General features: G+C 69.2%; 22 protein-coding genes. 13 read left to right on the top strand and 9 right to left on the bottom strand.

Features of this window, described 5'->3' with window-relative positions; translation table 11 throughout:
• Positions 1-176 precede the first annotated feature (176 nt).
• Positions 177-677, bottom strand: coding sequence for a polyketide cyclase (locus tag ACFWMR_RS04090; protein ID WP_378376816.1), 501 nt, complete (start codon positions 675-677; stop codon positions 177-179).
• Between the two features lie 92 nt (positions 678-769).
• Here ACFWMR_RS04090 and ACFWMR_RS04085 point away from each other — a divergent pair, with 92 nt between their 5' ends.
• From ACFWMR_RS04085 to ACFWMR_RS04075, 3 genes are read left to right on the top strand one after another with little or no spacing between them, the layout of a single operon-like run.
• On the top strand, positions 770-2,350 hold the full coding sequence (locus ACFWMR_RS04085) for an FAD-dependent monooxygenase (protein WP_378376814.1): 1,581 nt from the start codon (positions 770-772) through the stop codon (positions 2,348-2,350).
• A gap of 12 nt (positions 2,351-2,362) precedes the next feature.
• Positions 2,363-2,983, top strand: a complete 621-nt coding sequence (locus ACFWMR_RS04080) for a PadR family transcriptional regulator (RefSeq protein ID WP_378376812.1) — start codon at positions 2,363-2,365, stop codon at positions 2,981-2,983.
• 42 nt (positions 2,984-3,025) lie between these two features.
• Complete coding sequence (locus ACFWMR_RS04075; protein ID WP_378376810.1) at positions 3,026-3,937, top strand: trypsin-like serine peptidase; 912 nt, start codon at positions 3,026-3,028, stop codon at positions 3,935-3,937.
• Here the strand turns inward: ACFWMR_RS04075 and ACFWMR_RS04070 are convergent.
• Positions 3,934-5,145, bottom strand: coding sequence for an amidohydrolase family protein (locus tag ACFWMR_RS04070; RefSeq protein ID WP_378376808.1), 1,212 nt, complete (start codon positions 5,143-5,145; stop codon positions 3,934-3,936). The two genes, ACFWMR_RS04075 and ACFWMR_RS04070, sit on opposite strands and share 4 nt — an antisense overlap.
• A 160-nt stretch (positions 5,146-5,305) precedes the next feature.
• On the opposite strand from ACFWMR_RS04070, the gene ACFWMR_RS04065 reads away from it, so the two are divergent.
• A complete protein-coding gene (locus ACFWMR_RS04065) occupies positions 5,306-6,829 on the top strand; it encodes a nucleobase:cation symporter-2 family protein (RefSeq protein ID WP_378376807.1) in 1,524 nt (507 codons plus the stop codon).
• Here the strand turns inward: ACFWMR_RS04065 and ACFWMR_RS04060 are convergent.
• Positions 6,796-7,542, bottom strand: coding sequence for a MerR family transcriptional regulator (locus ACFWMR_RS04060; protein WP_378276107.1), 747 nt, complete (start codon positions 7,540-7,542; stop codon positions 6,796-6,798). The two genes, ACFWMR_RS04065 and ACFWMR_RS04060, sit on opposite strands and share 34 nt — an antisense overlap.
• Positions 7,543-7,574: 32 nt before the next feature.
• Positions 7,575-8,408 carry an alpha/beta fold hydrolase gene (locus ACFWMR_RS04055; protein WP_378376805.1) on the bottom strand — a complete coding sequence of 278 codons (834 nt, stop codon included), beginning with the start codon at positions 8,406-8,408 and terminating at the stop codon, positions 7,575-7,577.
• A 212-nt stretch (positions 8,409-8,620) separates the two neighbouring features.
• On the opposite strand from ACFWMR_RS04055, the gene ACFWMR_RS04050 reads away from it, so the two are divergent.
• The 3 genes from ACFWMR_RS04050 (at position 8,621) to ACFWMR_RS04040 (ending at position 11,027) form a co-directional block, all read left to right on the top strand.
• The gene (locus ACFWMR_RS04050) at positions 8,621-8,824 is read left to right on the top strand and encodes a cold-shock protein (RefSeq protein ID WP_016330817.1); all 204 of its coding nucleotides are present in this window, start codon (positions 8,621-8,623) and stop codon (positions 8,822-8,824) included.
• Between the two features lie 235 nt (positions 8,825-9,059).
• Positions 9,060-10,289, top strand: coding sequence for a lipase family protein (locus ACFWMR_RS04045; protein ID WP_378376803.1), 1,230 nt, complete (start codon positions 9,060-9,062; stop codon positions 10,287-10,289).
• 93 nt (positions 10,290-10,382) lie between these two features.
• Positions 10,383-11,027, top strand: a complete 645-nt coding sequence (locus ACFWMR_RS04040; protein WP_378376801.1) for a GNAT family N-acetyltransferase — start codon at positions 10,383-10,385, stop codon at positions 11,025-11,027.
• Here ACFWMR_RS04040 and ACFWMR_RS04035 read toward each other — a convergent pair.
• The gene (locus ACFWMR_RS04035; protein ID WP_378376799.1) at positions 11,017-11,664 is read right to left on the bottom strand and encodes a response regulator; all 648 of its coding nucleotides are present in this window, start codon (positions 11,662-11,664) and stop codon (positions 11,017-11,019) included. The two genes, ACFWMR_RS04040 and ACFWMR_RS04035, sit on opposite strands and share 11 nt — an antisense overlap.
• Entirely contained in the window at positions 11,661-12,863 is a 1,203-nt protein-coding gene (locus tag ACFWMR_RS04030; RefSeq protein WP_378376797.1) for a sensor histidine kinase, read from the bottom strand. The genes ACFWMR_RS04035 and ACFWMR_RS04030 overlap by 4 nt, the downstream gene beginning before the upstream one ends.
• Positions 12,864-13,002: 139 nt before the next feature.
• Between ACFWMR_RS04030 and ACFWMR_RS04025 the strand changes: the two genes are divergently transcribed.
• Positions 13,003-14,091: an alpha/beta hydrolase family protein gene (locus ACFWMR_RS04025; protein ID WP_378376795.1), complete on the top strand. Its 1,089-nt coding sequence runs from the start codon at positions 13,003-13,005 to the stop codon at positions 14,089-14,091.
• Here the strand turns inward: ACFWMR_RS04025 and ACFWMR_RS04020 are convergent.
• On the bottom strand, positions 14,088-15,044 hold the full coding sequence (locus tag ACFWMR_RS04020; protein WP_378376793.1) for an SDR family NAD(P)-dependent oxidoreductase: 957 nt from the start codon (positions 15,042-15,044) through the stop codon (positions 14,088-14,090). The two genes, ACFWMR_RS04025 and ACFWMR_RS04020, sit on opposite strands and share 4 nt — an antisense overlap.
• Before the next feature lie 55 nt (positions 15,045-15,099).
• Here ACFWMR_RS04020 and ACFWMR_RS04015 point away from each other — a divergent pair, with 55 nt between their 5' ends.
• Complete coding sequence (locus tag ACFWMR_RS04015; protein ID WP_093936728.1) at positions 15,100-15,492, top strand: MerR family transcriptional regulator; 393 nt, start codon at positions 15,100-15,102, stop codon at positions 15,490-15,492.
• A 111-nt stretch (positions 15,493-15,603) separates the two neighbouring features.
• A complete protein-coding gene (locus ACFWMR_RS04010; RefSeq protein ID WP_378376791.1) occupies positions 15,604-16,590 on the top strand; it encodes an MCE family protein in 987 nt (328 codons plus the stop codon).
• A 178-nt stretch (positions 16,591-16,768) separates the two neighbouring features.
• On the opposite strand, the gene ACFWMR_RS04005 is transcribed toward ACFWMR_RS04010, so the two are convergent.
• Together ACFWMR_RS04005 and ACFWMR_RS04000 are read right to left on the bottom strand one after the other, a co-directional pair.
• The gene (locus ACFWMR_RS04005; protein WP_208636043.1) at positions 16,769-17,191 is read right to left on the bottom strand and encodes a hypothetical protein; all 423 of its coding nucleotides are present in this window, start codon (positions 17,189-17,191) and stop codon (positions 16,769-16,771) included.
• Complete coding sequence (locus ACFWMR_RS04000; RefSeq protein ID WP_378376789.1) at positions 17,184-17,549, bottom strand: hypothetical protein; 366 nt, start codon at positions 17,547-17,549, stop codon at positions 17,184-17,186. Before ACFWMR_RS04000 ends, ACFWMR_RS04005 begins: the two co-directional genes overlap by 8 nt.
• 426 nt (positions 17,550-17,975) lie before the next feature.
• Between ACFWMR_RS04000 and lanKC the strand changes: the two genes are divergently transcribed.
• The 3 genes from lanKC to ACFWMR_RS03985 all read left to right on the top strand — a co-directional run bounded on the left by lanKC (position 17,976) and on the right by ACFWMR_RS03985 (position 22,490).
• Positions 17,976-20,519 (top strand): class III lanthionine synthetase LanKC, encoded by a 2,544-nt coding sequence (gene lanKC, locus ACFWMR_RS03995; protein ID WP_378376787.1) that lies wholly within the window; start codon positions 17,976-17,978, stop codon positions 20,517-20,519.
• A 39-nt stretch (positions 20,520-20,558) separates the two neighbouring features.
• Entirely contained in the window at positions 20,559-20,702 is a 144-nt protein-coding gene (locus ACFWMR_RS03990) for a SapB/AmfS family lanthipeptide (protein WP_093936726.1), read from the top strand.
• Between the two features lie 111 nt (positions 20,703-20,813).
• Complete coding sequence (locus tag ACFWMR_RS03985; protein WP_378376785.1) at positions 20,814-22,490, top strand: ABC transporter ATP-binding protein; 1,677 nt, start codon at positions 20,814-20,816, stop codon at positions 22,488-22,490.
• Positions 22,491-22,636 lie beyond the last annotated feature (146 nt).

Below are 22,636 nucleotides of genomic sequence, written 5' to 3'. Positions count from 1 at the left end.
GTTGGCACGCATCCTGTGAGAGGTAACGCCGACACGGACCGAGATCGTGAACGAGGCGCCACCGCAGGTAAGAACCCTTGTAAACCGCCACAGCTTCGAGATCACCGCAGTCGAACCCGCTGGCTTTTGATCCGTAGGCTCTGGGTTCGAGCCACGCGTGGATCTTCCCTGTGGAGTCAGCGCGGGTGTCGTTCGGCGAGCTGCTTGAAGTTGAGCAGTTGCCGTCGCGCCATGAGCAGATCGCCGACGGACACCCCGATGGCCACCAAACGGTTGGTACGCATGACGACCTTCAACAGCAGGCGCGAAGTGTCGCGATCCCGGGGCACGAGCACATAAGACATGAAGGCGCCCATGATGGCGGCCGTCAGCTGTTCGCCTGGGGCGACCGAGACGATTCGGCCGACTTCGCGCCCACCGGCGGCGGTGAACTTGTCCCCGACTCGGGGGTCGGGAAGTGCCACCGGCTCGCGAGGTGAGCGGCGGCCGAGGTTGTCGATCCAGTCGTAGGAATACGGTGCCAGCCGCAGCTGGACGACCCAAGGCCACACCGCGTCGACGGGCGCCTCGACGGTCACGCCTCGCCACGCCTTCAAGGCGGGCGAGGTGACGAAGTCGTCGCACGGGTAGCCGCGTGCGATCTCGTCGTCGCTCACGCCCCATCGGTCACCGATCATGCGTCCATTCTTCCGGACAACCTTCGCCTTGACATAGTCATAATATGGCTAGTAACTCTATGGCTATAGCAGAACCTTCGAAGGGGAGACGTATGGCGGACGGCGAGCACGTACCGGTTCTCGTGGTGGGTGGCGGCCTGGTCGGGTTGACGACCACCTTGTTCCTTGCCGAACAGGGGGTTCGCGCCTTGCTGGTCGACCGGCATCCAGGTGCTTCGATCCAGGGCCGGGCGCGGGGGATCAACCAGCGGACCATGGAGATCTACCGCGCGCTGGGTCTGGAAGAGGCCATCCGGGAGGCCGGTAAGCCCTTCGAGGACGACTGGGGCGTCGCCCGCTGCGAGACACTGGCGGGCGAATGGCATTGGCTGTTCGGTGACGCCGCGCCGCGGAGCTGGCCGGATCTCAGCCCCGGCGAGTTCTGCCAGGCCGATCAGGGCGCGGTCGAGCCGATTCTGATCGCCGCCGCTCGTGAACTGGGTGCCAGGCACCGCTTCGACACCGAAGTGGTCTCCGTCGTCACCGAAGACGACGGCGTGACCGCGGTCGTCCGCGACCGGGCGACCGGCGTCGAGCAGACCGTGCGGGCGGACTACGTCGTCGCCGCGGACGGGCACCGCAGCCCGATCCGGGAGCGGCTCGGCATCCACCGCACCGGCCCCGGCGTGATCCAGCATTCGGTGAGCATCGTCTTCCGCGCCGACCTTTCGGAGTTCGTGCCGAAGCCGGCGCTGTTCTGGATCATCGTGAACGAGAAGGTCGGTGGCGGCCTGGTGACCACGGCCCGGCCCGATCGCTGGGGGATGAGCGTCGGTTACGACCCGGCGGCGGGCGAATCGATCGCCGACTTCACCGCCGAGCGCTGTGTCGCGGACGTCCGGGCCGCGATCGGCCGGGACGACCTGGCGGTGGAGATCGAAGACGTGGCCGCCTGGGAGCAGGCCATCGGCATCGCCGACCGGTACCGCGAAGGCCGTGTCTTCCTCGCGGGCGACGCCGCGCACGTGTGGCCGCCCGCGGGCGCGATGGGCGCCAACACCGGAGTGCAGGACGGCTACAACCTGGCATGGAAGATCGCCGGAGTGGTGCACGGCTGGGCTGGAAAGGGTCTGCTCGACACCTACCACGACGAGCGGCACACCGTCGCCGTCGAACTGTCGGACCTCGTGGTGCACAGGCAGATGAAGCGCAACAGCACCGAGATCGAGGACGACATCACGGACGACCAGTTGTGGACGCTGGGGCAGCGCTACTGGTCCTCCGCGGTCATCGGCGCCGGGCACGACACCGTTTTCGGGGACACGCTGGACAAGGTGGCGCGGGCGGGGGTGCGCGCGCCGCACCTGTGGGTGGAGCGCGACGGTGCGCGGCTGTCGACGCACGACCTGTTCGGCCGTGGCTTCGTCCTGTTCGCCGGTGCGGACGGTGCCGCGTGGGTCGAGGCCGCGAGCGAGGTCTCGGCTCGGCTTTCCGTCCCGGTCCGGGCGTTCCGGATCGGCGCGGCCGGTGGCCTCACCGACCCGGAGAACCTTTGGGGCGAGCGCTATCCGGTCGGCGCGGGTGGTGCCGCGCTGATCCGCCCCGACGGTTACGTGGCCTGGCTGAGTCCGGCGACCGCCCGGCCGTCGGAGGCGCTGGCCGAGGCGTTTCGCGCGATCCTGCGGAGAGGCTGAAATGATTGATCCGTGACCGGACATCCGAACGACGAGGAGACGGACACGGCGACAGTCCGCCGTTCTCCGCTGGCCATGGCCGTCCTGCTGCTGCTCGCCGTCGAACCCAAGCATCCGTACGGGCTGCGTCAGCGGATCTTCGAATGGGACAAGGACCGCGTCATCAACGTCAGTCAGCGAAACGCGATCTATCAGACGATGCGCAGGCTGGAGCGCGACGGGCTGATCGCCGTGCACGAGACGGCCAAGCACGAAAACCGTCCGGAGCGCACCGTCTTCCGTACCACCGAGCGCGGTGTCCAGGTGTCCAAGGAGTGGGTGCGCGAAATGCTGCGGGTTCCCGCCGTGGAGTACCCGGAGTTTCCCGCGGCGCTGGCGTTCGTGGCGTCGATCTCGAAATCCGAGGCGGTGGCCGCGTTGCGCGAGCGGCTCGAGACCTGCGAACGGAGCCTCGCCGGCTTCGAGACCGAGATCGACGCCCGGCTGGCCGATTTCGACGGCCCGGTGGACTCGATCCACCTCGTCGACGCGGACTACCAGCGGACCATGGCGAGCGCCGAGATCGGCTGGCTGCGACGGACGCTCGAAAAGCTGGAAGCCGATCAGCTGAAGGGTTTCGCCGACGGCGCCTGATCCGGTGAACAACCTTCCCGGCGTCCGGTGCGTCTCTTGATCATGGACTTGAAGCGCGCAGCTCGCCGTGTCGTCGCCCTCTCGGCCGCTCTCGGAGCCGCGACGGTGGTGGTCGCCGCGCCGGCGTCCGCGGCCGACGACCAGGTGGTGACCACGGTGAGCGAGGCCGACCGGGCGGCGGCGCTGGCGCATTGGACGCCGGAGCGGATGCGTCAGTGGGTGGGTGACGACGAGTTGCCGCCCGCGGAGAAGATCGGCCGTGAATGGGAGGGGCCGGTGCCGTCGGGGGTCGGGCGGCTGTTCTTCACTGCCCGGCCCGGGGTCGACGGATCCTGCACGGCGACCGTGGTTCCCAGCTCCAGCAAGGATGTCGCCTTCACCGCCGGGCACTGCGTGAACGGCGGGCTGGACCGGTTCGACAACCCGATCAAGATCGTCAACGTCGTGTTCGTCCCGGGTTACGACCACGGCGAAGCGCCGCACGGGGTGTTCGCGGCTCGGGCCTTCGCCTGGTCCAGCACGTATTCGGGGCCGATGAGCGGGTCGGACGACGACGCGGTGATCGCCTTGGATCCGGTCGACGGTCACCACGTCGCCGACGTCGCGGGCACCCAGGACATCTCCTTCGAGAAGCTTCCGTCCACTGTGGACACGACCATGCTCGGCTACCCGGTGTCGAAGGCGGCCGGTGGTGAGGCGTTGTTCTCTTGCGAGCGACCCGCCACGTTCGAGGAGAACTCCGTCAACGCGACGTGGAACACCGACTGCGACCTCGCGGGCGGCTCCAGTGGCGGTCCGTGGCTGCGGAACTTCGACCCCGCCACCGGCAAGGGCACCATCTTCAGCGTCACCAGCCGGGGGACGATGACCGAGGACGGCGTGACGACGGACCTCAGCGGCGCCGCGTTGACCGAGCCGGTGCGGAAGCTGTACGAGCGAGCGGGCGAACTCTAGAGCTCGACCACCGTGAGGCCGTCCGCCACGACGACGCCGTCGTGCAGCACCGTGCGGTCCTTACCGCGGTCCATCACCGCGCTCGTCGGGGTTTCGCCGTCCACCAGCAGCAGGTCGGCGCGGTCGCCGACGGCCACGCCCGGGCGGTCGGCGATGCTCGCCAGCCGCGGGACGTCGTGGCTCAGGATCGAAGCGCCGCCCATGGTCGCGACGGCCAGGGCCATTTCGATCAGGTCGTCGCGGCGGAAGCCGTGGGTGAAGGCCAGTTGCCAGGTGCGGTCGAGCAGATCGCAGTTGCCGTACGGGCTCCAGTAATCCCGCTGACCGTCCTCGCCGAGGCCGACGCGCACGCCCGCGGTCGTGAGGTCCGCCAGCGACAGCTGGCCGTCGACGGACGGTGCGACGGTCGCCATCGCGATGTCCAGCTCCGCGAACGTGTCGATCAGGCGGCGGCTCACCGATTCCGAGACCGACCCCAGTTCGTACGCGTGCGACATGGTCACCTTTCCGCGCATGTCCAGCGCGCGGACCCGCTCGATCACCAGATCGGTCGAGAAAACGCCGAGGTGGCCAGGTTCGTGCAGGTGGATGTCCACCTCGACGCCGTACTTCTCGGCGAGGCCGAACACGACGTCCAGGTGTCCCTTGGGGTCTTTGTCCAACGAGCACGGGTCGATCCCGCCGACGACCGTGGCGCCCGAGCGCAGCGAAGCCTCCAGCACGTCCACGGTGCCGGGTTCGCGCAGGATCCCGGCCTGCGGGAACGCCATGATCTCGACGTCCGCGTGCCCGGCGAAGCGCTCCTTCGCGGCGAGTACGGCGTCGAGCTTCTCCAGCTTGCAGTCGACGTCCACCTGCGCGTAGGTGCGCACCCGCGTGGTGCCGTTGGCGATCATCCGCTCCAGCGTCCCGGCGACGCGCTCGGGCAGCGGAACCTCGGCGTCGCGCCAGTTCTCGCGGTCGTTCAGCATCATCGCCCACACGCCCGGCGCGCCGGTGTGCGGCCGGAACGGCAGGCCGACGCGAGTCGAGTCCAGGTGGACGTGCACGTCGCTGAACGACGGGAACAGCAGCCGCCCGTGTCCTTCGACGATGCCGGGCGCCGCGGTGGCGGCGGGGTCGTGCGGCCGTACCGCGGCGATCCGGCCATCGGCCACTTCGACGTCACTGCGCTGTCCACCCCAGGGGCGGACGTCCCGGATCAACACTGAACACACCTCTCTCGACGAACCCTATTTGGTATACCAAAGCCGGTACCCGGTGGCAATCACCTGCTGAAATCGGGTCTTGATTGTTCTGCTATGTGGAAGTTAACCTCCGCAGATTGAAATTGCCCGGCATCGCTCGCTTCTACCGAGAGGCGGATCCATGGTGAAGAGGACGCAGACCGCAGCGGCCGCGAGGGGTGGGCCCGAGGACGAACGGCTCGGGATCGGCAAGAGTTTCACTTACGGCTTCCAGCACGTCCTGACGATGTACGGCGGGATCATCGCGCCACCGCTGATCATCGGCGGCGCCGCGGGCGTCTCGCCCGCCGAGATCGGGCTGCTCGTCGCGTCGTGCCTGTTCATCGGCGGGCTGGCGACGATCCTGCAGTCGTACGGCGTGCCCTTCTTCGGTTCGCGGCTGCCGCTGGTCCAGGGCACTTCCTTCGCCGGAGTGGCCACGATGACCGCGATCGTGGCCGACGGCGGACTCCCGGCGGTGTTCGGCTCCGTGATCGCCTCGTCGGTGCTCGGCCTGCTCATCACACCGGTGTTCTCCCGGCTGGTGAAGTACTTCCCGCCGGTCGTCACCGGGACGGTGATCACGGTGATCGGGCTCAGCCTGATGCCGGTCGCGGCCAAGTGGGCGATGGGCAACAACGACAAGGCGCCGGACTTCGGCTCGGTCTCCAACATCGGGCTGGCCGCGCTGACCCTCGCGATCGTGCTGGTGCTCAGCAAGGTCGCGGTCCCGGCGATCTCGCGCCTGTCGATCCTGCTGTCGATCGTGGTGGGGACCGTGCTGGCCGCCCTGCTGGGCAAGGCCGATTTCTCCGAGGTCGGGGACGGCCCGATCTTCGCGTTGCCGACACCGTTCAGCTTCGGCGCGCCGACCTTCGACATCGCCGCGATCGTGTCGATGTCCATCGTCGTGCTGGTGACCCTCACCGAGACCACGGCCGACCTCCTCGCGGTGGGCGAGATCGTCGGAACGCGGGTCGGCAGGCGCCGGATCGGCGACGGCCTGCGCGCCGACATGGCGTCCTCGGCGATCGCGCCGGTCTTCAACGGTTTCACCCAGAGCGCGTTCGCCCAGAACGTCGGCCTGGTCGCGATCACCGGGGTCAGGAGCAGGTTCGTGGTGACCGCCGGAGGTGTGGTCCTGCTGGTACTCGGGATGCTCCCGATCCTCGGCCGGGTGGTCGCCGCGATCCCTTACCCGGTCCTGGGCGGCGCCGGTCTCGTGCTGTTCGGCACGGTCGCGGCGTCAGGCATCAAGACTCTGTCCAAAGTGGACTACGACGGTAACCTGAACCTCGTCATCGTCGCCGCCTCGGTCGGTCTCGGCATGGTCCCGATCGCGATTCCGGACTTCTACCACCATTTCCCGGCGTGGGTCGGCACGATCTTCCATTCGGGGATCAGCTCCGCCGCGCTCTTGGCCGTCGTGCTGAACCTGGTGTTCAACCATCTGAAGCCGGGCAAGGCGGGCAGCGACCCGTCGGTGTTCGCGACGGCTACGCGAGTGATCGACTACTCCGACCTCAAAGCCCTGTCCCAGCTCAAGAACGGCGACAAGATCGTCGACGGCAAGATCGTGGACGCCGAGGGCAAGCCGGTCCCGGTTCAGGACGCGGACGGCCGCCCCGTGCACTACCGGATCGGCTCGGAGCCGGAGGCGCACTGACGCCGCAGGGCGCGGTGGGTGAGTTCGTCGACGACGCGTCGCCACGCCGGTGACGCCTCGGAGATCCGGGAGACGACCAGCTCGCGGTATCCCGGCCGCCCACCGTCCCGTTCGTGCTCGATCTCCCAGGCGTCGAGGTCGTCGATGAGCCCGTCCAGCCGCGGATCACGCGGATCCCAGCCGACAGCCTGATCGCAGGCCAGATAGACCCGCAATGTCTCGGGGTCGTCGAAAGCGGCGTTCTTGTCCCGAAGCCGCTCCGGCACGGCGCGCGGATCCAGCGCCCGCATCAGGATCCACGCGTCGCGTTCCAGCAGCACCCGCTGCTCGCTCACGCCCAGGCCGCGCATCCGATCCAGGAGGGCGACCACGCCGGGCGGCAGGACGAGCCGTTCGCCGCCGGTCAGTTCGGCGATCCGGAGGCGGTTTTCGGCGAGCCTGTCGATCTTGCGCCGCAGTTCGGCGTCGATCTCGGTGATGGCGGCGGCGAATTCGGCGGGCTGGGCGTGCAGCAGCGCGTCGACGCGGGCCAACGGCACCCCGGCGTCGGCGAGGGTCCTGATCCGGATGAGGTCCACGGCCGCCTGCGCGCTGTACCGGCGATATCCGGAGGCGTCGCGTTCGGGCTCGGGCAGCAGGCCGACGTGGTGGTAGTGGCGGACGGCGCGCACGGTCACGCCCGCGGTCGCGGCGAGCTGGCCGATCGTGAGCACCTGTCCTCCTGGTTCCGGGAACACCGCCGAGTCTAGGAGCGATCGACGACGTCGCGGATCGCCCGGACCACGGCATCGGGGCGGTCGAAGCAGAGCCGGTGATGGAGCGTGTCGGTGAGCACGCGCTGCTCCCCGCGGGAAAACCCGCTCACCACAGCCGCGTCCAGCTTCGTCTTGGCTTCGTCGAGCTCGGTCCGGCCGGCGCCCGCGACGGTGAGCGCGACGACCGGGACGTCGGGGAGTCCCGGCCCGGCCCGCAGTTCGGCGGCGAGGCCGGTCAGCCCGGTGCGCTCGGCGGCGCCGGCGCGGAGCCATTCGTCGCTCACCTTGGCCTCGACCAGGGCTTCGCGAAGGTCTTCCGGATAGGCCGCGCGCAGCTCGGCGTACATCTCGCGAAGGGCCGCTCGGTCGGGCTCCGGCGACGGCCGCTCGGCCTGGGCCAGGCTCGCGGCGGGCGGCATGAAGTCGTCCCACTCCGGGTGGAGGGCGTCCAGGAAGACCAGTCCGGCGACCTCGTGCGGGTGGAGCTGCGCGAACCGATGCGCGTAGAAGCCGCCGAGGGAATGCGCCGCCAGGACATACGGGACGGTGACGTCAAGGGCGAGCAGCAGCTCACGCAGTTCCGTGGCGACCGCGGTGGCGGTGCGCGGCAGCGGCAGGGGATCGCTGTAGCCCGTGCCGCCGCGGTCGTACAGCACGGCGGTGGTGAACCGCGAGACCTCCTGCTGGACGCCGAAGTAGTCCAGGCCGACCGCGCTCGCGCCCGGCAGGAACACGACGGCAGGCCCGCCGCCGCCCAACCGGTGCGCGAAGAGGCGGCGGCCGTCGATCTCCTGGAACCCTCCGAGGGGTGGTGTGTGCGTCATACGGCAAGGCTCGGACCCTGACGCAGGGTCAAGGTCAAGCCTTCGCGCGGGGACCTGACCGTCCGGCCGACTCGCCAAGGGTGACTCTGACCTGGGAATTCGCACAAATTCGGCACGGGGAGGTGTGCGAAGCGACAAGACCTGCGAGAATGACGGGCGAGATCGGGGCATCGAATGGGCTCAGACTCGCTATGAAGAGCAGGTAAAAAAGTATGGCTCAGGGCAGCGTTAAGTGGTTCAACGGCGAAAAGGGCTTCGGCTTCATCGCTCAGGACGACGGCGGACCGGACGTTTTCGTGCACTACTCGGAGATTCAGGGCACTGGCTTCAAGTCCCTGGACGAAGGGCAGCGCGTCGAGTTCGAGATCGGCCAAGGTCAGAAGGGCCCGCAGGCCCAGCGCGTCGTCGCCATCTGACTTTTTTCACGCCGAAGGCCTCCATCCGATCCGGGTGGGGGCCTTCGGGCGTTTCAGGGCCTTCGGGCCGCGCGGCGTGGAGACACGACGGCGGATCACAAAAACGCGGAAACGCGTGCTCAGCGAGCTGACAAGGCTCGAAACCGCTGGTTGACGGCCCTCTCGCCCGCCTCCACTGTGGGTTTCCTCTCGCTGATCCGGCGAGAGGAAACCGAACTCATCAGTGGAGTTCAGCATGCGCTTTTCTTCCCGGCTCTCCCTTCGGCGTGCCCTGGTGACCAGCGTGGTGACCGCCGCCCTGTTGTCCTTCGTCGCGGCTCCCGCCGGCGCCGACCCCGGTTTCTACGAGCCACCGTCACCGCTTCCTCCGGGTGCCGACGGCGACGTGCTCAAGACGTTGCCGTCGAAGTTCACCGGCGCGAAGTCGACCCGGGTCATGTACCTGAGCCGGGACACCGCGAACCGCGCGATCCCGGTGACGGGCACGGTCCTGGTGCCGGACAAGGCGTGGAGCGGGCCGGGACAACGCCCGATCGTGGCGTACGCGCCGTTCACCGCGGGGATGGGCGATCAATGCGCGCCGTCGAAAGCGCTGGCGGGCGAGGGCGGTGACTTCGTGTCGTCGTTCCAGAGCTCGTTCGTGAGTGCCTTGCTGGACAAGGGCTTCGCGGTGGCCCAGACCGACTACCAGGGACTCGGGACGCCGGGTGAGCACACGTACGTGGTGCGGGAGGCCGAAGCGCACGCCGTGCTCGACGTCCTTCGGGCGGCGCAACGCCTGCCCGGCGCCGGGCTTTCGGCCGCGTCACCCGTCGGTGTCGCGGGCTATTCGGAAGGTGGCGGCGCTTCGGCTTCTGCCGTCGAACTGGCGCCCGCGTACGCCCCCGAGCTGGACCTGAAGGGCGCCTACGTCGGAGCGGCTCCCGCGGACAAGGCGGTCCTCGCGAAGAGCCTCGACGGTGGCATGTACGTCGGATTCCTGGGGTACTCGCTGATCGGCCTGAACGCGGCCTATCCGGAAGCCGGGATCCTGGACCTGGCCAACGACGCCGGCAAGCAGCTGTTCGACGAGGCGCGCACCACCTGCACGCTGGACGCCGTCTTCAAGTACATGTACAAGAACTCCGGCCAGCTGACCAAGGACGGGCGCCCGGTCTCGGCGTACCTGGACCAAGAGCCCTTCCGGGGGATCGTCGCGGCCAACCGCGTCGGGACGCTCAAGCCGGCGGCGCCGGTGCTGGTCGAACACACGCCGAACGACGACGTCATCCCGTCGAGCGTCGGCAAGCAGCTCGGCAAGGACTGGTGCGCCAAAGGCGCCGACGTGCGCTTCCAGGACATCCCGTCGTTCAGCCCGGTGTTCTCCCACGTCCTGGGCATCACCGGTGCCCAGGGCAACGCGGCGAACTGGCTGAGCGAGCGTTTCGCCGGGAAACCGGCGACGGGAAACTGCGGTCGGTTCTAGACGTGGGCGCGGGGCGGGTGGCCGGGCCCACGGCGACGCGCCCCGCCACTACCGATATCGTCGATGCATGCTTGTGATCCTTCGTGAGCACCCGTGCGGCCGGACGCGGTGAGCCACTCCGCCTCCGAGCCCGGGCAGGTCGGGCGGAAGGTGCGGTTGCGCGAGGTCGGCCTCCGGGACCGGCGGGTCTTGATGGGCTTCGACCGCGACATGGCCCGCGAGGCGACGACGCTGATCGGCGGCGGGCACCGGCATTGGGCCTTGCACCGGTCGGGTTCCGCGGGCGACGACATCCACTTCGGCATCGAGACGGTCCGCGGGCGCATGCTGGTCGGTTCGGTCTGCACCATCGGCGCGGACCCGGTGACCGGCCACTTCGGCTACGGCATCGGCATCGCCCCGCGTCACCAGCGCTGCGGCTACGCCACGGACGCGATCACCGTCCTCCTGGCGCACATGTTCGAGCAACGCGGTTTCCGCAAATGCGAGGTCACCGTGTACGGCGGCAACCTGGCGTCGCTTTCCCTGCACGGCGGCCTCGGCTTCCGTGAGGAAGGCAGGCTGCGCGACACCGAAGTGGTGCGCGGCGAGATCAAGTACCTGGTGCGGATGGGCATCACGGCGGAGGAATTCGCCGCCCGCCCGATGGACGGCCTCGCCGACCTCGGGCGGCGCGGTCAGCACCGGCGGCCCCGGCGCGGCAAGCACTGGCGCGCGCCCGCCGCGGTCACCGGCTGATCAGCCCGGACTCGTAGGCGAACACGACGGCCTGGACGCGGTCCCGGAGGCCGAGTTTCGTGAGGATGCGGCCGACGTGGGTCTTCACCGTCCCCGGGGAGAGAAACAGCTTTTCGGCGATTTCGGCGTTGGACAGGCCACGCGCCAGCTGATGCAGCACCTCGTTCTCGCGCCCGGTGAGCAGGGCGATCCTGTCGTCCGGAGGCGGGGCGGGCAGGCCGGTGACGACGCGGTCGAGCAGCCGCCGGGTGACGGTGGGCGCGAGGGTCGCCTCGCCGGCGGCGACGACGCGGACACCGGAGAGCAGGTCCGGCGCCAGCGCGTCCTTGAGCAGGAAGCCGCTGGCCCCCGCCTGGAGCGCGGCGTAGACGTATTCGTCCAGGTCGAAGGTGGTCAGCACCAGGACGCGGGCGCGATGGGCCGCGGCGATCGCGGCGGTGGCCTCGACGCCGTCCATCTCGGGCATCCGGATGTCCATGAGGACGACGTCGGGATCGAGGTCCGCCACCAGCCCGATGGCCTCCGCACCGTCCGCTGCCTCGCCGACGACGTCGATGTCGTCGGCGTTGTCCAGGATCATCCGCAGGCCGGTGCGCACGAGCGCCTGGTCGTCGGCGATGACCACCCGGATCGTCATGACGGCAGGGTCGCGCGGACGGTGAAGCCGCGATCCGCCCGCGGTCCCGCTTCGAAGGTGCCGCCCAGTACGTTCACCCGTTCCCGCATCCCTTCGAGGCCGTGCCCGGTGCCGGACGGCGACGCCGCCCGGACGCCGTCGTCGGAGACCTCGATCTCCAGCGACCCGGGGCCGTACCGCATCACGATAGTCACCGACGCGTCCGGACCGGCGTGTTTCAGCACGTTCGTCAGCGCCTCCTGCACGATCCGGTAGGCCGCGAGGTCCACTGTGGACGGAAGCGGCCGGGGTTCCCCCTCGACCAGGAACTCGACCGGCGTGCCCGCGGAACGGACGTCGGCGACCAGTCGCGGCAAACGTTCCGCGCCGGGCTGGGGTTCCCAGTCCGGCTCGTCTCCCCCGAGCGCGCCGAGCAGGCGCCGGATCTCGCTCAACGCGGTCCGCCCGGTGCCGACGACGGCGTCCATCGCCTCCCGCGACCGCTCGGGCCGCCGCTCCAGTTCCGCCTGGGCGCCTTGGGCCTGCAACACCATCACGGAAAGCGCGTGCGCGACGACGTCGTGCAGTTCGCGGCTGATCCGGCCGCGTTCGGCGACCACGGCCAGCGCGGCCTGGGTGTCGCGCTCGCGTTCGAGATCGGCGGCCCGCTGCTCCAGCACCGACAGGCGGATCCGGCGCTGCCGTGTGTTCAGCCCGGCCAGCCACGCCACCGTGAGCGACAGCCCGATGCCCGCGAAACCGCCCCAGTCCTGCACCTGCCTGGCGTCGGTCTCGGCGTCGAAGGGCGCCAGCGGATCGATGATGATGATCCTCGGTGGCGGCGGCCCCGGTTCCCGCGAGTTCGTCTGGGAGGCGTGGAACGACCACGCTCCGGCGACCAGCAGCCCCGCCGCCAGCAAGGTCAGGGACAGCCGTCGCGATCCCCACGCCGCGACGGAGAAGAGGCCGATCAACGCCACGACGTCGACCGGCCGAAGGTCGTTGCCCATGGCCAGGTGAAGGAGCGAGACCGCCGACCCGGTCGAAAAGGTGATCAGGGGGTTGCGGTGCCGGACCAACAGGGAAGCCAGGGCCACCAAGGAAGTCAGCCACCACTCCAACCCCTCGGGGTCATCGGCGGAGACCACAGTGGACAGTCCGATGAGTACGGTCAGCCCGATGTCGACGGCCTTCGGGTGACTTCTGAGGTTGGCCAGCACCAGCCGAGCGTAATCCCGGAACGGACGCGGCGGATCCGCCTCGCGGCAGACATCGGGATACGACCTGCGGCAGACGCGCGAATACGACGACGGCCCGCAGGCTGGGCGCAGGAAGATCCTCTACAGAAACGGAATCCTCATGAGAAGGCTTCTCGTCGCAGCGGTCGCCCTGATCGGCATGGTGTCGTTGGCGAGCCCGGCTTCGGCGGCCCCGCGGCTGACGTTGCCGCCGCCGACAGGCTCGTATCCCGTCGGCTCCACCGACCTGCACCTGGTCGACAAGGCGCGCAAGGACCCCTGGGTGCCGAGCGGGCCGCGAGAGCTGATGGTGTCGATGTTCTACCCGGCGCTGCTGCCGGTCGGCCCGAAACGGCCGTATCTCACCTTGGCCGAGGCCAAGATGTTCCTGACCGGATCGGGCCTGCCCGACATCGACCCCGGGCTGCTCGCCGGACTCCGCACCAGCGCCCACGTCGACACCCCGCCCCTGCCGGGGAAGCGCGCGCTGGTCGTCCTGTCACCGGGGTTCAACAAACCGCGCACCACGCTCACCGGGCTGGCGGAGGAACTGGCGAGCAAGGGTTTCGTCGTCGCGGTGATCGGCCACAATTACGAATCCTTCGCCACCGGCTTCCCCGACGGGCACGTCACCGGCTGCGTCGCGTGCGGGTCGGACTCGAAGCTGCTCCCGCCGGTGCGCGCCGCGGACGTCTCGTTCCTCCTCGACACGCTGACCAGGGCTTCGTCGCCGTGGTCCCGGCTGATCGACCGGACCCGGATCGGCATGGCCGGGCATTCCATCGGCGGGTACAGCACGCCGACGGCGATGGTCGCCGACCAGCGGATCCGGGCCGGAGCCGACATGGACGGCAGGCTGTGGTCGCCGATCCCCGCGTCCGGGATCGACCGGCCGTTCCTGCTGCTCGGCCGCGAAAGCGAGTACACCCCGGCCGGTCCCGACACGACGTGGAAGGGCAGCTGGCCGAACCTCACCGGCTGGAAGCGGTGGATCAGCGTCGCCGCGGCCGCCCACCCGTCCTTCACCGACGTCGGCGTCCTCGGTGAGCAGCTCGGCCTGAGGGAGCCCGGCGTGCTCGACGGCGAGCGCGGAATGAAGCTGACCAGGGTTTATCTCTCCGCGTTCTTCGACAAGCACCTGCGCGGCGCACGTCAGCCGCTGCTCGACGGTCCGGTCGCGGCCAACCCCGAGATCAAGTTCTGGAACTAGCAGGGGGAGACACCGGTGAGGTCGGCGGACAGCTTCCACAGCCGCGCGGCCTCACCGGCGTCGATCGCGTAGGGGCGCACGCCGACCCACTCGCCTTCTTCCTCGGCGATCTCGGCCACTTCGCAGTCCTCGCAGTAGAGCCCGCCCAGCCCGTCGAGCAGCGGGGACGTCGCCGCCCAGACCTGGGTGGCCGCGCCCTGCTCGGGCGACTTGAAATCCGGGTCGGCCTGGTTCCCGTGCTCGTCGATCCAGCCGCGCTCGACCATCTCCTCCGGCCGCAGATGCCGCTGCAGGGGAGTGAGGATGGCGCCCGGGTGCAGGCTGAACGCGCGGACCCCGTGTTCGGCGCCGAGCCTGTCGAGGTGCACCGCGAACAGCACGTTCGCCGTTTTGGCCTGGCCGTAGGCGAGCCATCGGTCGTAGCCGCGCTCGAAGTGGACGTCGTCCCAGCGCATCGTCGAGGAATGGTGGCCGGAGGAGGCCACCGTGACGACGCGGGCGCCGCCGGACGCCGTCAGGGCGGGCCAGAGACGGCTCACCAGGGCGTAATGGCCGAGGTGACAGATCGCGAAATGCGACTCCCAGCCGGGGCCGACCCGCCGTTCGGGCGCGGCCATGATCCCGGCGCCGGCGATCAGCAAGTCGATCGAACGTCCCGTGCCGAGGAAGCGGCGGGCGAAGGTCTCGACACTCGTCAGGTCGGCGAGGTCGAGCTCGCCGACCTCGGTGCCGGAGATCCCGGAGAGGGCGGCTTCCGCGTCGGCCGGGCGGCGGGCGGGGACCACGACGTGCGCGCCGGCGTTCGCCAACGCTCGCGTGGTTTCCAGGCCCAGCCCCGAATATCCGCCGGTGACGACGGCGAGCTTGCCCGAAAGGTCGATCCCGTCCAGGACTTCCGCGGCGGTGCTGCGCGCGTCGAAGCCGGAGCCGATCTTGTGCTGTGAGGTGGTCATGCGGCGAACGCTAGGAGTTAGAGGGCTCTCTAGGTCAACAGCTATCGTTGCCCGCGTGACGGAACTCGCGATCGGCCAGGTCACCGACCGGACGGGCCTCAGCGCGCACGCGCTTCGCTTCTACGAGAAGGAAGGGCTGCTCGCGGCGCCGGTGAAACGGGACGGGAACGGCCGTCGCGTGTACACCGAATACGACGTCGAATGGCTGGTGAACTGCACGAAGTTCCGGGCGTCCGGGATGCCGCTCGCCACCATCCGCGAGTTCGCCGAGCTCGTCCGGCAGGGGCCGGGAAACGAGGAAAAGCGGCTGGAGCTGCTGCGCGACCATCAGGGCGCCGTCCGGGACCGGATCGCCGAACTGGCCGACTGCCTGGAACTGATCAGCAGGAAGGTCGAGGTCTACGAGGAGCACGTCGCGCGGGGGACCGCGGACACCCTCTGGCGCTGATCGTCTGTCCACAGTGGATAGACGACACTACCCGATCGGTGCAACGTTTCGCCTGGCGATGGGCAGGGGCGGCCCCTAGAGTTTGCCGCTCGTGACCTGCGAGGTGAGGCGATGAGATCCTTCGGCGCGGTGGATCCGGTCAAGCTGGCGCTCGCCGGGCTCACCACGATGGCTCTCGGGATGGCGGCCGCGCTCAACGCCGACGCCCTGCCGGTGATCGGCGGCGGCACCACCTATTCGGCCGAGTTCTCCGACGCGGGCGGATTGCGTGCGGACAACGACGTGCGGATCGCCGGGGTGAAGGTCGGCAAGGTGTCGGAGATCGACCTCGAAGGCGATCGCGTGCTCGTCTCCTTCCGGGTGAAGGACGCCTGGGTCGGCGACGCCACGACAGCGTCCATTCAGATCAAGAACGTGCTGGGGCAGAAGTATCTGGCGCTCGATCCGCGCGGCGAAGCGATCCTCGATCCCGGTGACGCGATCCCGCTACGGCGAACCACCGCGCCATACGACGTCCTTGAAGCGTTTCGGGATCTGTCGAAGACCGTCGACGCCATCGACGTCGACCAGCTCGCGAAGAGCTTCGACACCATCTCTGCCACCTTCGCCGATACGCCCGCCGACGTCCGCGCCGCACTCGACGGGATCTCGAAGCTCTCCGGCACCATCGCCTCCCGCGACCGGCAGCTCCGGACGCTGGTGGCGAACACGCGGCAGGTCTCGCAGACCCTCGTCGACCGCGACGCCGAGGCCCAGCGGCTGATCCAGGACGGCAACGCGCTCCTGCGCGCCATTTCCACGCGGCAGCAGGCGATCAAGGATCTGCTCGACGGCTCGAAACGGCTCGCGACCGCCCTCGACGGCATCATCGCCGACAACGACGGGCAACTAGCGCCGGTGCTCGAACAACTCGACCGGCTGACGTCGATGCTCCAGCGCAACCAGGATTCGCTGGCCAAGGGGATCGCCACGTTCGCCCCGGCGATCCGGGTGCTCACCAACGTCGCGGGCAACGGGCGCTGGATCGACGGCTACCTGTGCGGGCTGATCCTGCCCTCGTTCGGTCCGCTCAACGAAAAGGGCTGCTTCGACAAGTGAGCGGTAAGTCGTGACTCGCGTGCTTGAACCCGTAACTCACGTGTTTGACGGCGTGACTCGCGTGCTTGAAGGCGTGACTCGCGTGTGCGGCTTCTGAGCACGCGAGTTCCGCCTTCAAACACGCGAGATCCGGGTTCGAGCACGCGAGTTCGGTGTCACGGGACCCTGGCCTGTTCCGTCAGGGCTTCGTCCGCCGCAACCAGAACAGCCCGATCACCGGCAGCACCAGCGGGATGAAGAGGTAGCCCTGCCCGTACACCGACCACACGGTCGCGTGCGGGAAGGCCTCGCGGTCGAAGAGGCTGAACGTGCCGACGGTCAGCACGCCGAGCAGTTCGATCCCGCAGGCGACCAGCGCGATCCGCCACCAGCCCGCGCCGCGGCGGGCGAGCGCCACGGTGGCCAGGAGATAGACGACGGCCGCGAACGCCGACAGGACGTAGGCCAGCGGGGCCTCGTGGAACTTGGTGCCGATCTGCACGGCGGCGCGTGAGGTCGCCGCCAGCGCGAAGATCGCGTACACGGCGACCAGGATCCGTCCCGGGCCGGAGGTCTTGTCCGGGTGGGTGTCCACGGTTCGCTCCTCGGTTTCTTCAGGCACTGGCGCCCGCCCAGACCTCGTGCAGCCGGAGCACCATCACCGGGATGGCGAGGCAGGCGATCCCGAGGATCGCGGTGCTCGACCGGGTGCGCTCGGCCAGCGCCCAGAACGTCCCGAGCGGGAGCACGACCAGGCTGCCGACCAGGTAGGCGAGATAGGTGGCCATGCTGCCCGGGCGGCCGCCGTCGATCAGCAGCACGACGCCGATCACGAGCTGGGCCACCAGGAGGAGTTCGACGACGGCGAGGCCGGCGAGCAGCGCGTTGTCCGGAAGTTTTTTGCGCACGGACTGCACGAAACTCCACACCGCGACCAGCGTCGCGCAGATCGCGACGGTCACCGCGAAGCCTGTGATCACGCCCGCCTCCTTACCTGCTCCACCGGCGACAACGTACCTCCGGGCCGATCATCGCCGACGGGCGACCGGTGAGGCGCGTGGCGGGCGCCACGAAGTGAGCAGTGGTCCAGACCTCAGGTGAATAGATCACGAAGCGCAGCGGGTTGGCGCTCTGTCAATTTCGGCGCGCCTATTTGTGATCGGCGCCGCCACCTGGGATTACGTCGCGGGTTCGTTCCTGTTACACACCGACCGGGTGGTTGAAATCCCTGTTGATCTCACGCTGGGTACCCCTACCATTCGGTAGGTTTCGAATTCACGTCCCTGAACAGCCCATCCGAACCCCCGGTATGGCGGATTGGCCGTTCGGTTTCCGGCGGGTGGAATATTCTCCATCGCGATGGTGCACATGGCCCATCCGATTGGTTCCGAAGGAGGGGGCGCTCGATGGACGTCCGGTACGAAGCGTATTGCTTCGCCGATCCTCTGTTCTTCGACGAACAGCGGGAAACCGGGAATTCGTCCGATGATTTCGCCTCCCTGCTGCCCGCTCCCGAGTCCGGCTGGCGTGCCGGAGTGCGCGGGGTGTGGCGGATGCTGCACCCTGTTGATCGAAACCTTCCCTTGCAGGGCTGGAAAATTCACGTGTCGGCCGGGTTGGGGAACGCCGAGCGGGTGCTCGTGAAGGTGCACGAGCATTGTGTCGAGCACGGCGTGTCCTACAAGCATCTGCGTTCGCGGGCCACTTTGCTGGCAAGGAATTCTAAATACGCCCCGCGTGACGGAAGCGGAAAGTTACTGACTCTTTATCCGGCTGACAACAGCGAGCTCGAACGCGTTCTCGCGGAGTTGTCCGCGAAGCTCGACGGGGAACCCGGGGCTTACATTCTCAGCGATCTTCGGTACGGTACCGGGCCGCTCTTCGTCCGCTATGGCGGATTCGCAGAGCAATGGGTCGAACTCGACGGAAAACGTGTCCTCGCGGTGCGCAAACCGGACGGAACGTTGGTCCCGGACAAGCGCGAGCCGACCTTCTCCGTACCCGACTGGGTGACGATTCCGGAGTTCCTCGCGCCGCATCTCGCGGCTCGCAAGGGCGGCGGCGCGGATCAGTTCCCCTATCGAGTGAAGAGTTCGCTGCACTTCTCCAACGGCGGCGGCGTGTACCTCGCCGACCGGAACGCCGACGACGAGCAGGTCGTCCTCAAGGAGGCCAGGCCCTTCGCCGGCCTGGATCGCGACGAGATCGACGCCGTCGAGCGTCTCCGCCGCGAGCACGAGGTGTTGGAACGGCTGAAGGGCGTCGACGGCGTCCCCGCCGCCTTCGACCGGTTCACCGTCTGGGAGCACCACTTCCTGGCGATGGAGTACATGCCGGGCATTTCGCTCGGCAACTGGCTCGCCCGCAACTACCCGCTCACCCGGCGGGAGACCACCGAGGCCGACATCGCCGCGTACACCGAACGTGCGCTGGCGCTGGTCCGGCGGGTGGAGAAGACGGTCGGCGCCGTGCACGACCGCGGGATCGTCTTCGGCGACCTGCACTCCCTGAACATCCTGGTCGACGGGGACGAAGACGCGGTCTCGCTGATCGACTTCGAGATGGCGTCCGACAGCGAAAGCGGCAAACGGCCGGCGCTGGGCGCGCCCGGTTTCCGTGCCCCGAGGGACCGGAACGGTTTCGAGGTCGACAAGTACGCGCTCGCCGTCCTGAAGCTGTGGATCTTCCTGCCGCTCACCACGCTCTTGGAACTCGCCCCGGCGAAGCTGCGCGGGCTCGCGGACTTCGTCCAGAAGCGGTTCGACGTCCCGGAGGGGTACGCCGACTCGATCGTCGCCGAGCTCGCGCCCCGGAACATCCCGCCGCTGACCAGCGTCACCGAGCTGGACCAGGACGAGCCGGACTGGGCGCTGGTCCGCAAGCAGATCACCGAGGCGATCCTCGCCAGCGCGACCCCCGAACGCACCGACCGGCTCTTCCCCGGTGACATCGAGCAGTTCCGCGTCGGCGGAGCGTGCTTCGGTTACGGCGCGGCCGGCGTCCTCCACGCCCTGAACGCCGTCGGCGGCGAGCGTCACCCCGAGCACGAACGCTGGCTGCTGGACTCGATCCGCCGCGATCCGCCGAAACGACCGGGGTTCTACGACGGGTCGTACGGGATCGCGTACGTCCTAGAAGAGCTCGGGTACCGGGACGAGGCCACCAGGCTGCTGGCGGCGTCGGCGACGCTGGTCGAGCAGACCACCGACCACGGTCTGGAAGGCGGCCTGTCCGGGATCGGGCTCACCCAGCTGCATTTCGCGGTGACCCGCAAGGACAACGAGTTCGGCAGGCAGGCACTCGCCACCGCCGTCCGGCTCGCCGAGGCGCTCGAGACGGCCGACCCGCCCGGCGACTTCGCCAGGGCCGGGCTGCTCAACGGCTGGTCCGGTCCGGCGCTGCTGTTCATCCGGCTGTTCGAACGCACCCGCGAAGAGGGTTGGCTCTCCTTCGCCGACCAGGCGCTGGAGCGGGACATCGAGGAGTGCGTCGAGTCCAACGACGACTCGCTGCAGGTCCGCGACGGTGAGACCCGGACGCTTCCCTACGCGGGGGTCGGCAGTGCCGGGATCCTCATGGTCGCCGAGGAGCTGGCGAAGCACCGCCCGGACGCGAAGGCGCTGAAGAGCCTCGATGGCTTGCGCGAAGCGTGCCGCGGCGAGTTCGTCATCCACCCCGGCCTGCTGTTCGGCCGGTGCGGCCTGATGACGGCGCTGGCCATGGGCGCCGAGCCGGACCGGCGCGTCCGCGACGCCATAGACCTGCACCTTTCCCGGCTGGCCTGGTACGCGGTGCCGTACAAGGGCGGCCTGGCGTTCCCCGGCAACCAGCTGCTGCGGCTGTCGATGGACGTCGTCACCGGCGGAGCGGGCGTCCTGCTCGCGCTCGCCGCGACCCTGGACGGGAAGGCCGCGCTGCCTTTCCTGTCCTCCAGAACTGCCGTCCAATGAGGGCGGCGGACGAAGAGATGACTAGTGAAAGGGAACACCATGGAACTGGTTCTCGACCTGCAGGCCCTGGACACCCCCGACGTTCTCGACGGTGGCCACGGCGGCAGCCACGGCGGCACCAGCAACCTGAGCCTGCTCGCGTCCTGCGCGGACAGCACCATCAGCCTGCTGACCTGCCACTGATCCAGGTCTGATCGATGAGAGCGCGGGAGCGGCACAGGCCAAGTGCGCCGCTCCCGCGCTCTCATTTTGCCCGTTGCTTCGTCTCGTTGGGATCACGTTGTAGGGAGTGGGATGGCGGGTTCAGCCGATCGGCTGTTGGTCACGGTGACCGCGCTCGATCGTCCCCGCCTGATCGTGCTGATCTCGAGCGCGCTCGCCGGGACGGCGTCCGGGCTGCTCCTGCCGGGTGCGCTGGCGGCGGCCGTCGACACCGTCGTGGCCGGGCGGCAGAGTCTCCCCGAGGTCTCCTGGCTGATCGTCCTCGGCGTCACCCAGATCGCCGTCGCCCTGATCGGCGGGATCGTGACCGCGCGGATGACCAGTTCCGCGACGGCCTGGCTGCGGCGACGGCTGGCGGGCCACTACCTTTCGCTCGGAACCCGTTCGAAGTTCGCCGACGGCGACGCGATCAGCAGGCTCACCGGTGACTGCACCGGCGCCGGACTGGTCGCCTCGGTCGTCGTCCAGCTCGGGTCGACCACCCTGATCTCGGGCGGCTCCGTCGTCCTGCTCGCGCTGATGGACTGGCGCCTGGCGCTCGTCTTCCTCGGCAGCATCCCGTTCGGCCTGATGTTCGCGCGCACCCACCTGAAGAACACCGCCGACGACGTCCTGACCTATCAAGAGGTGTCCGGCGAACTGGCGGCGAGGATGGTCGACGCCGTCGCCGGGCTCCGCACGATCGCCGCTTCGGGCACCGCCGATCGCGAGGCCGAACGGGTGCTGCGGCCGCTGCCGAAACTGAGTCTCGCGGGGCGCGGGATGTGGCGCACGCAGGCCAGGATGGTGTGGCGCTCCGGTCTGCTGCTGCCCGCCGTGGAACTCGCGGTGCTCGCCGCCGCCGGCTTCGGCGTGCTGGCGGGAAGACTGACCGTCGGCCAGGTCCTCGCGGCGCTCGGCTACACCGCGCTCGGCATGGGCCTGATCACCCAGATCCCGTTGCTCACCACACTTTCCCGCGCGCGGTCGTGCGCGCGGCGGATCAACGAGGTGCTGGACTCGCCGGTGCCCGAGCCCGGCGACCTCGGCGTCGTCCCCGGGCGGGGCACGCTCGAACTGCGCGGGGTCACCGTCGAAGGCGCGTTGCGGGACGTCGACCTGCTCGTGCGGGGCGGCCGCTTCACCGCGGTCGTCGGGCGGTCCGGCTCGGGGAAGTCCGCGCTGGTCAACGTCCTCGGCGGACTGCTGAGCCCGGACGAGGGGACGGCGACGCTCGACGGCCGCCCGCTGGAGAAACTGCGGCCGTACGAACTCCGCGCCGTCGTCGGGTTCGCCTTCGAACGGCCCGCGCTGCTCGGTGCGACCATCGGCGACGCCGTCGGCTACGGCTCGTGGGCGGGGGAGGCCGCCGTGCGCGGCGCCTGCCGGTCCGCGCAGGTCGACGACCTGATCGTCCGGCTGCCGGACGGCTACCGGACGCCGCTCGCGGAGACGCCGCTCTCCGGCGGGGAGGCGCAGCGGATCGGGCTGGCGCGCGCGATCGCGCACGCGCCGCGGGTGCTCATCCTCGACGACGCCACCGCCAGTCTCGACACGGTCACCGAAGCCTCCGTCGAGGAGGCGATCGAACGCACTCTGCCCGGCCGGACCCGGGTGGTGGTGACGCATCGCGCGGCCACCGCGGCGCGGGCGGACGTCGTGGTGTGGATGGAGGACGGCGAGGTTCGCGCGGTCGGTCCCCATGGAGAGCTGTGGCGAAACTCGGGTTACCAGGCTGTTTTCACCGGCATGGGGGCGGAGCAGAGGTGAACGACGGAAGCCGGACCGAGCACGGCGCGAACCCGCCCTGGCCGCAGGCCCCGCTATCGCGGCGGCGGGGCGCCCTGCCGACACGATGCGCGAGTGACCGAAAAGGGCGCCCTGGCGACGCGATCGCGGTCGCGGGTTCGCCAATA

The sequence above is a fragment of the Amycolatopsis thailandensis genome, assembly GCF_042723255.1.
Taxonomy (GTDB): domain Bacteria; phylum Actinomycetota; class Actinomycetes; order Mycobacteriales; family Pseudonocardiaceae; genus Amycolatopsis; species Amycolatopsis thailandensis.
The sequence above is the reverse complement of the archived record's forward strand: the minus strand, read 5'-3'. Positions and strand labels throughout refer to the sequence as shown.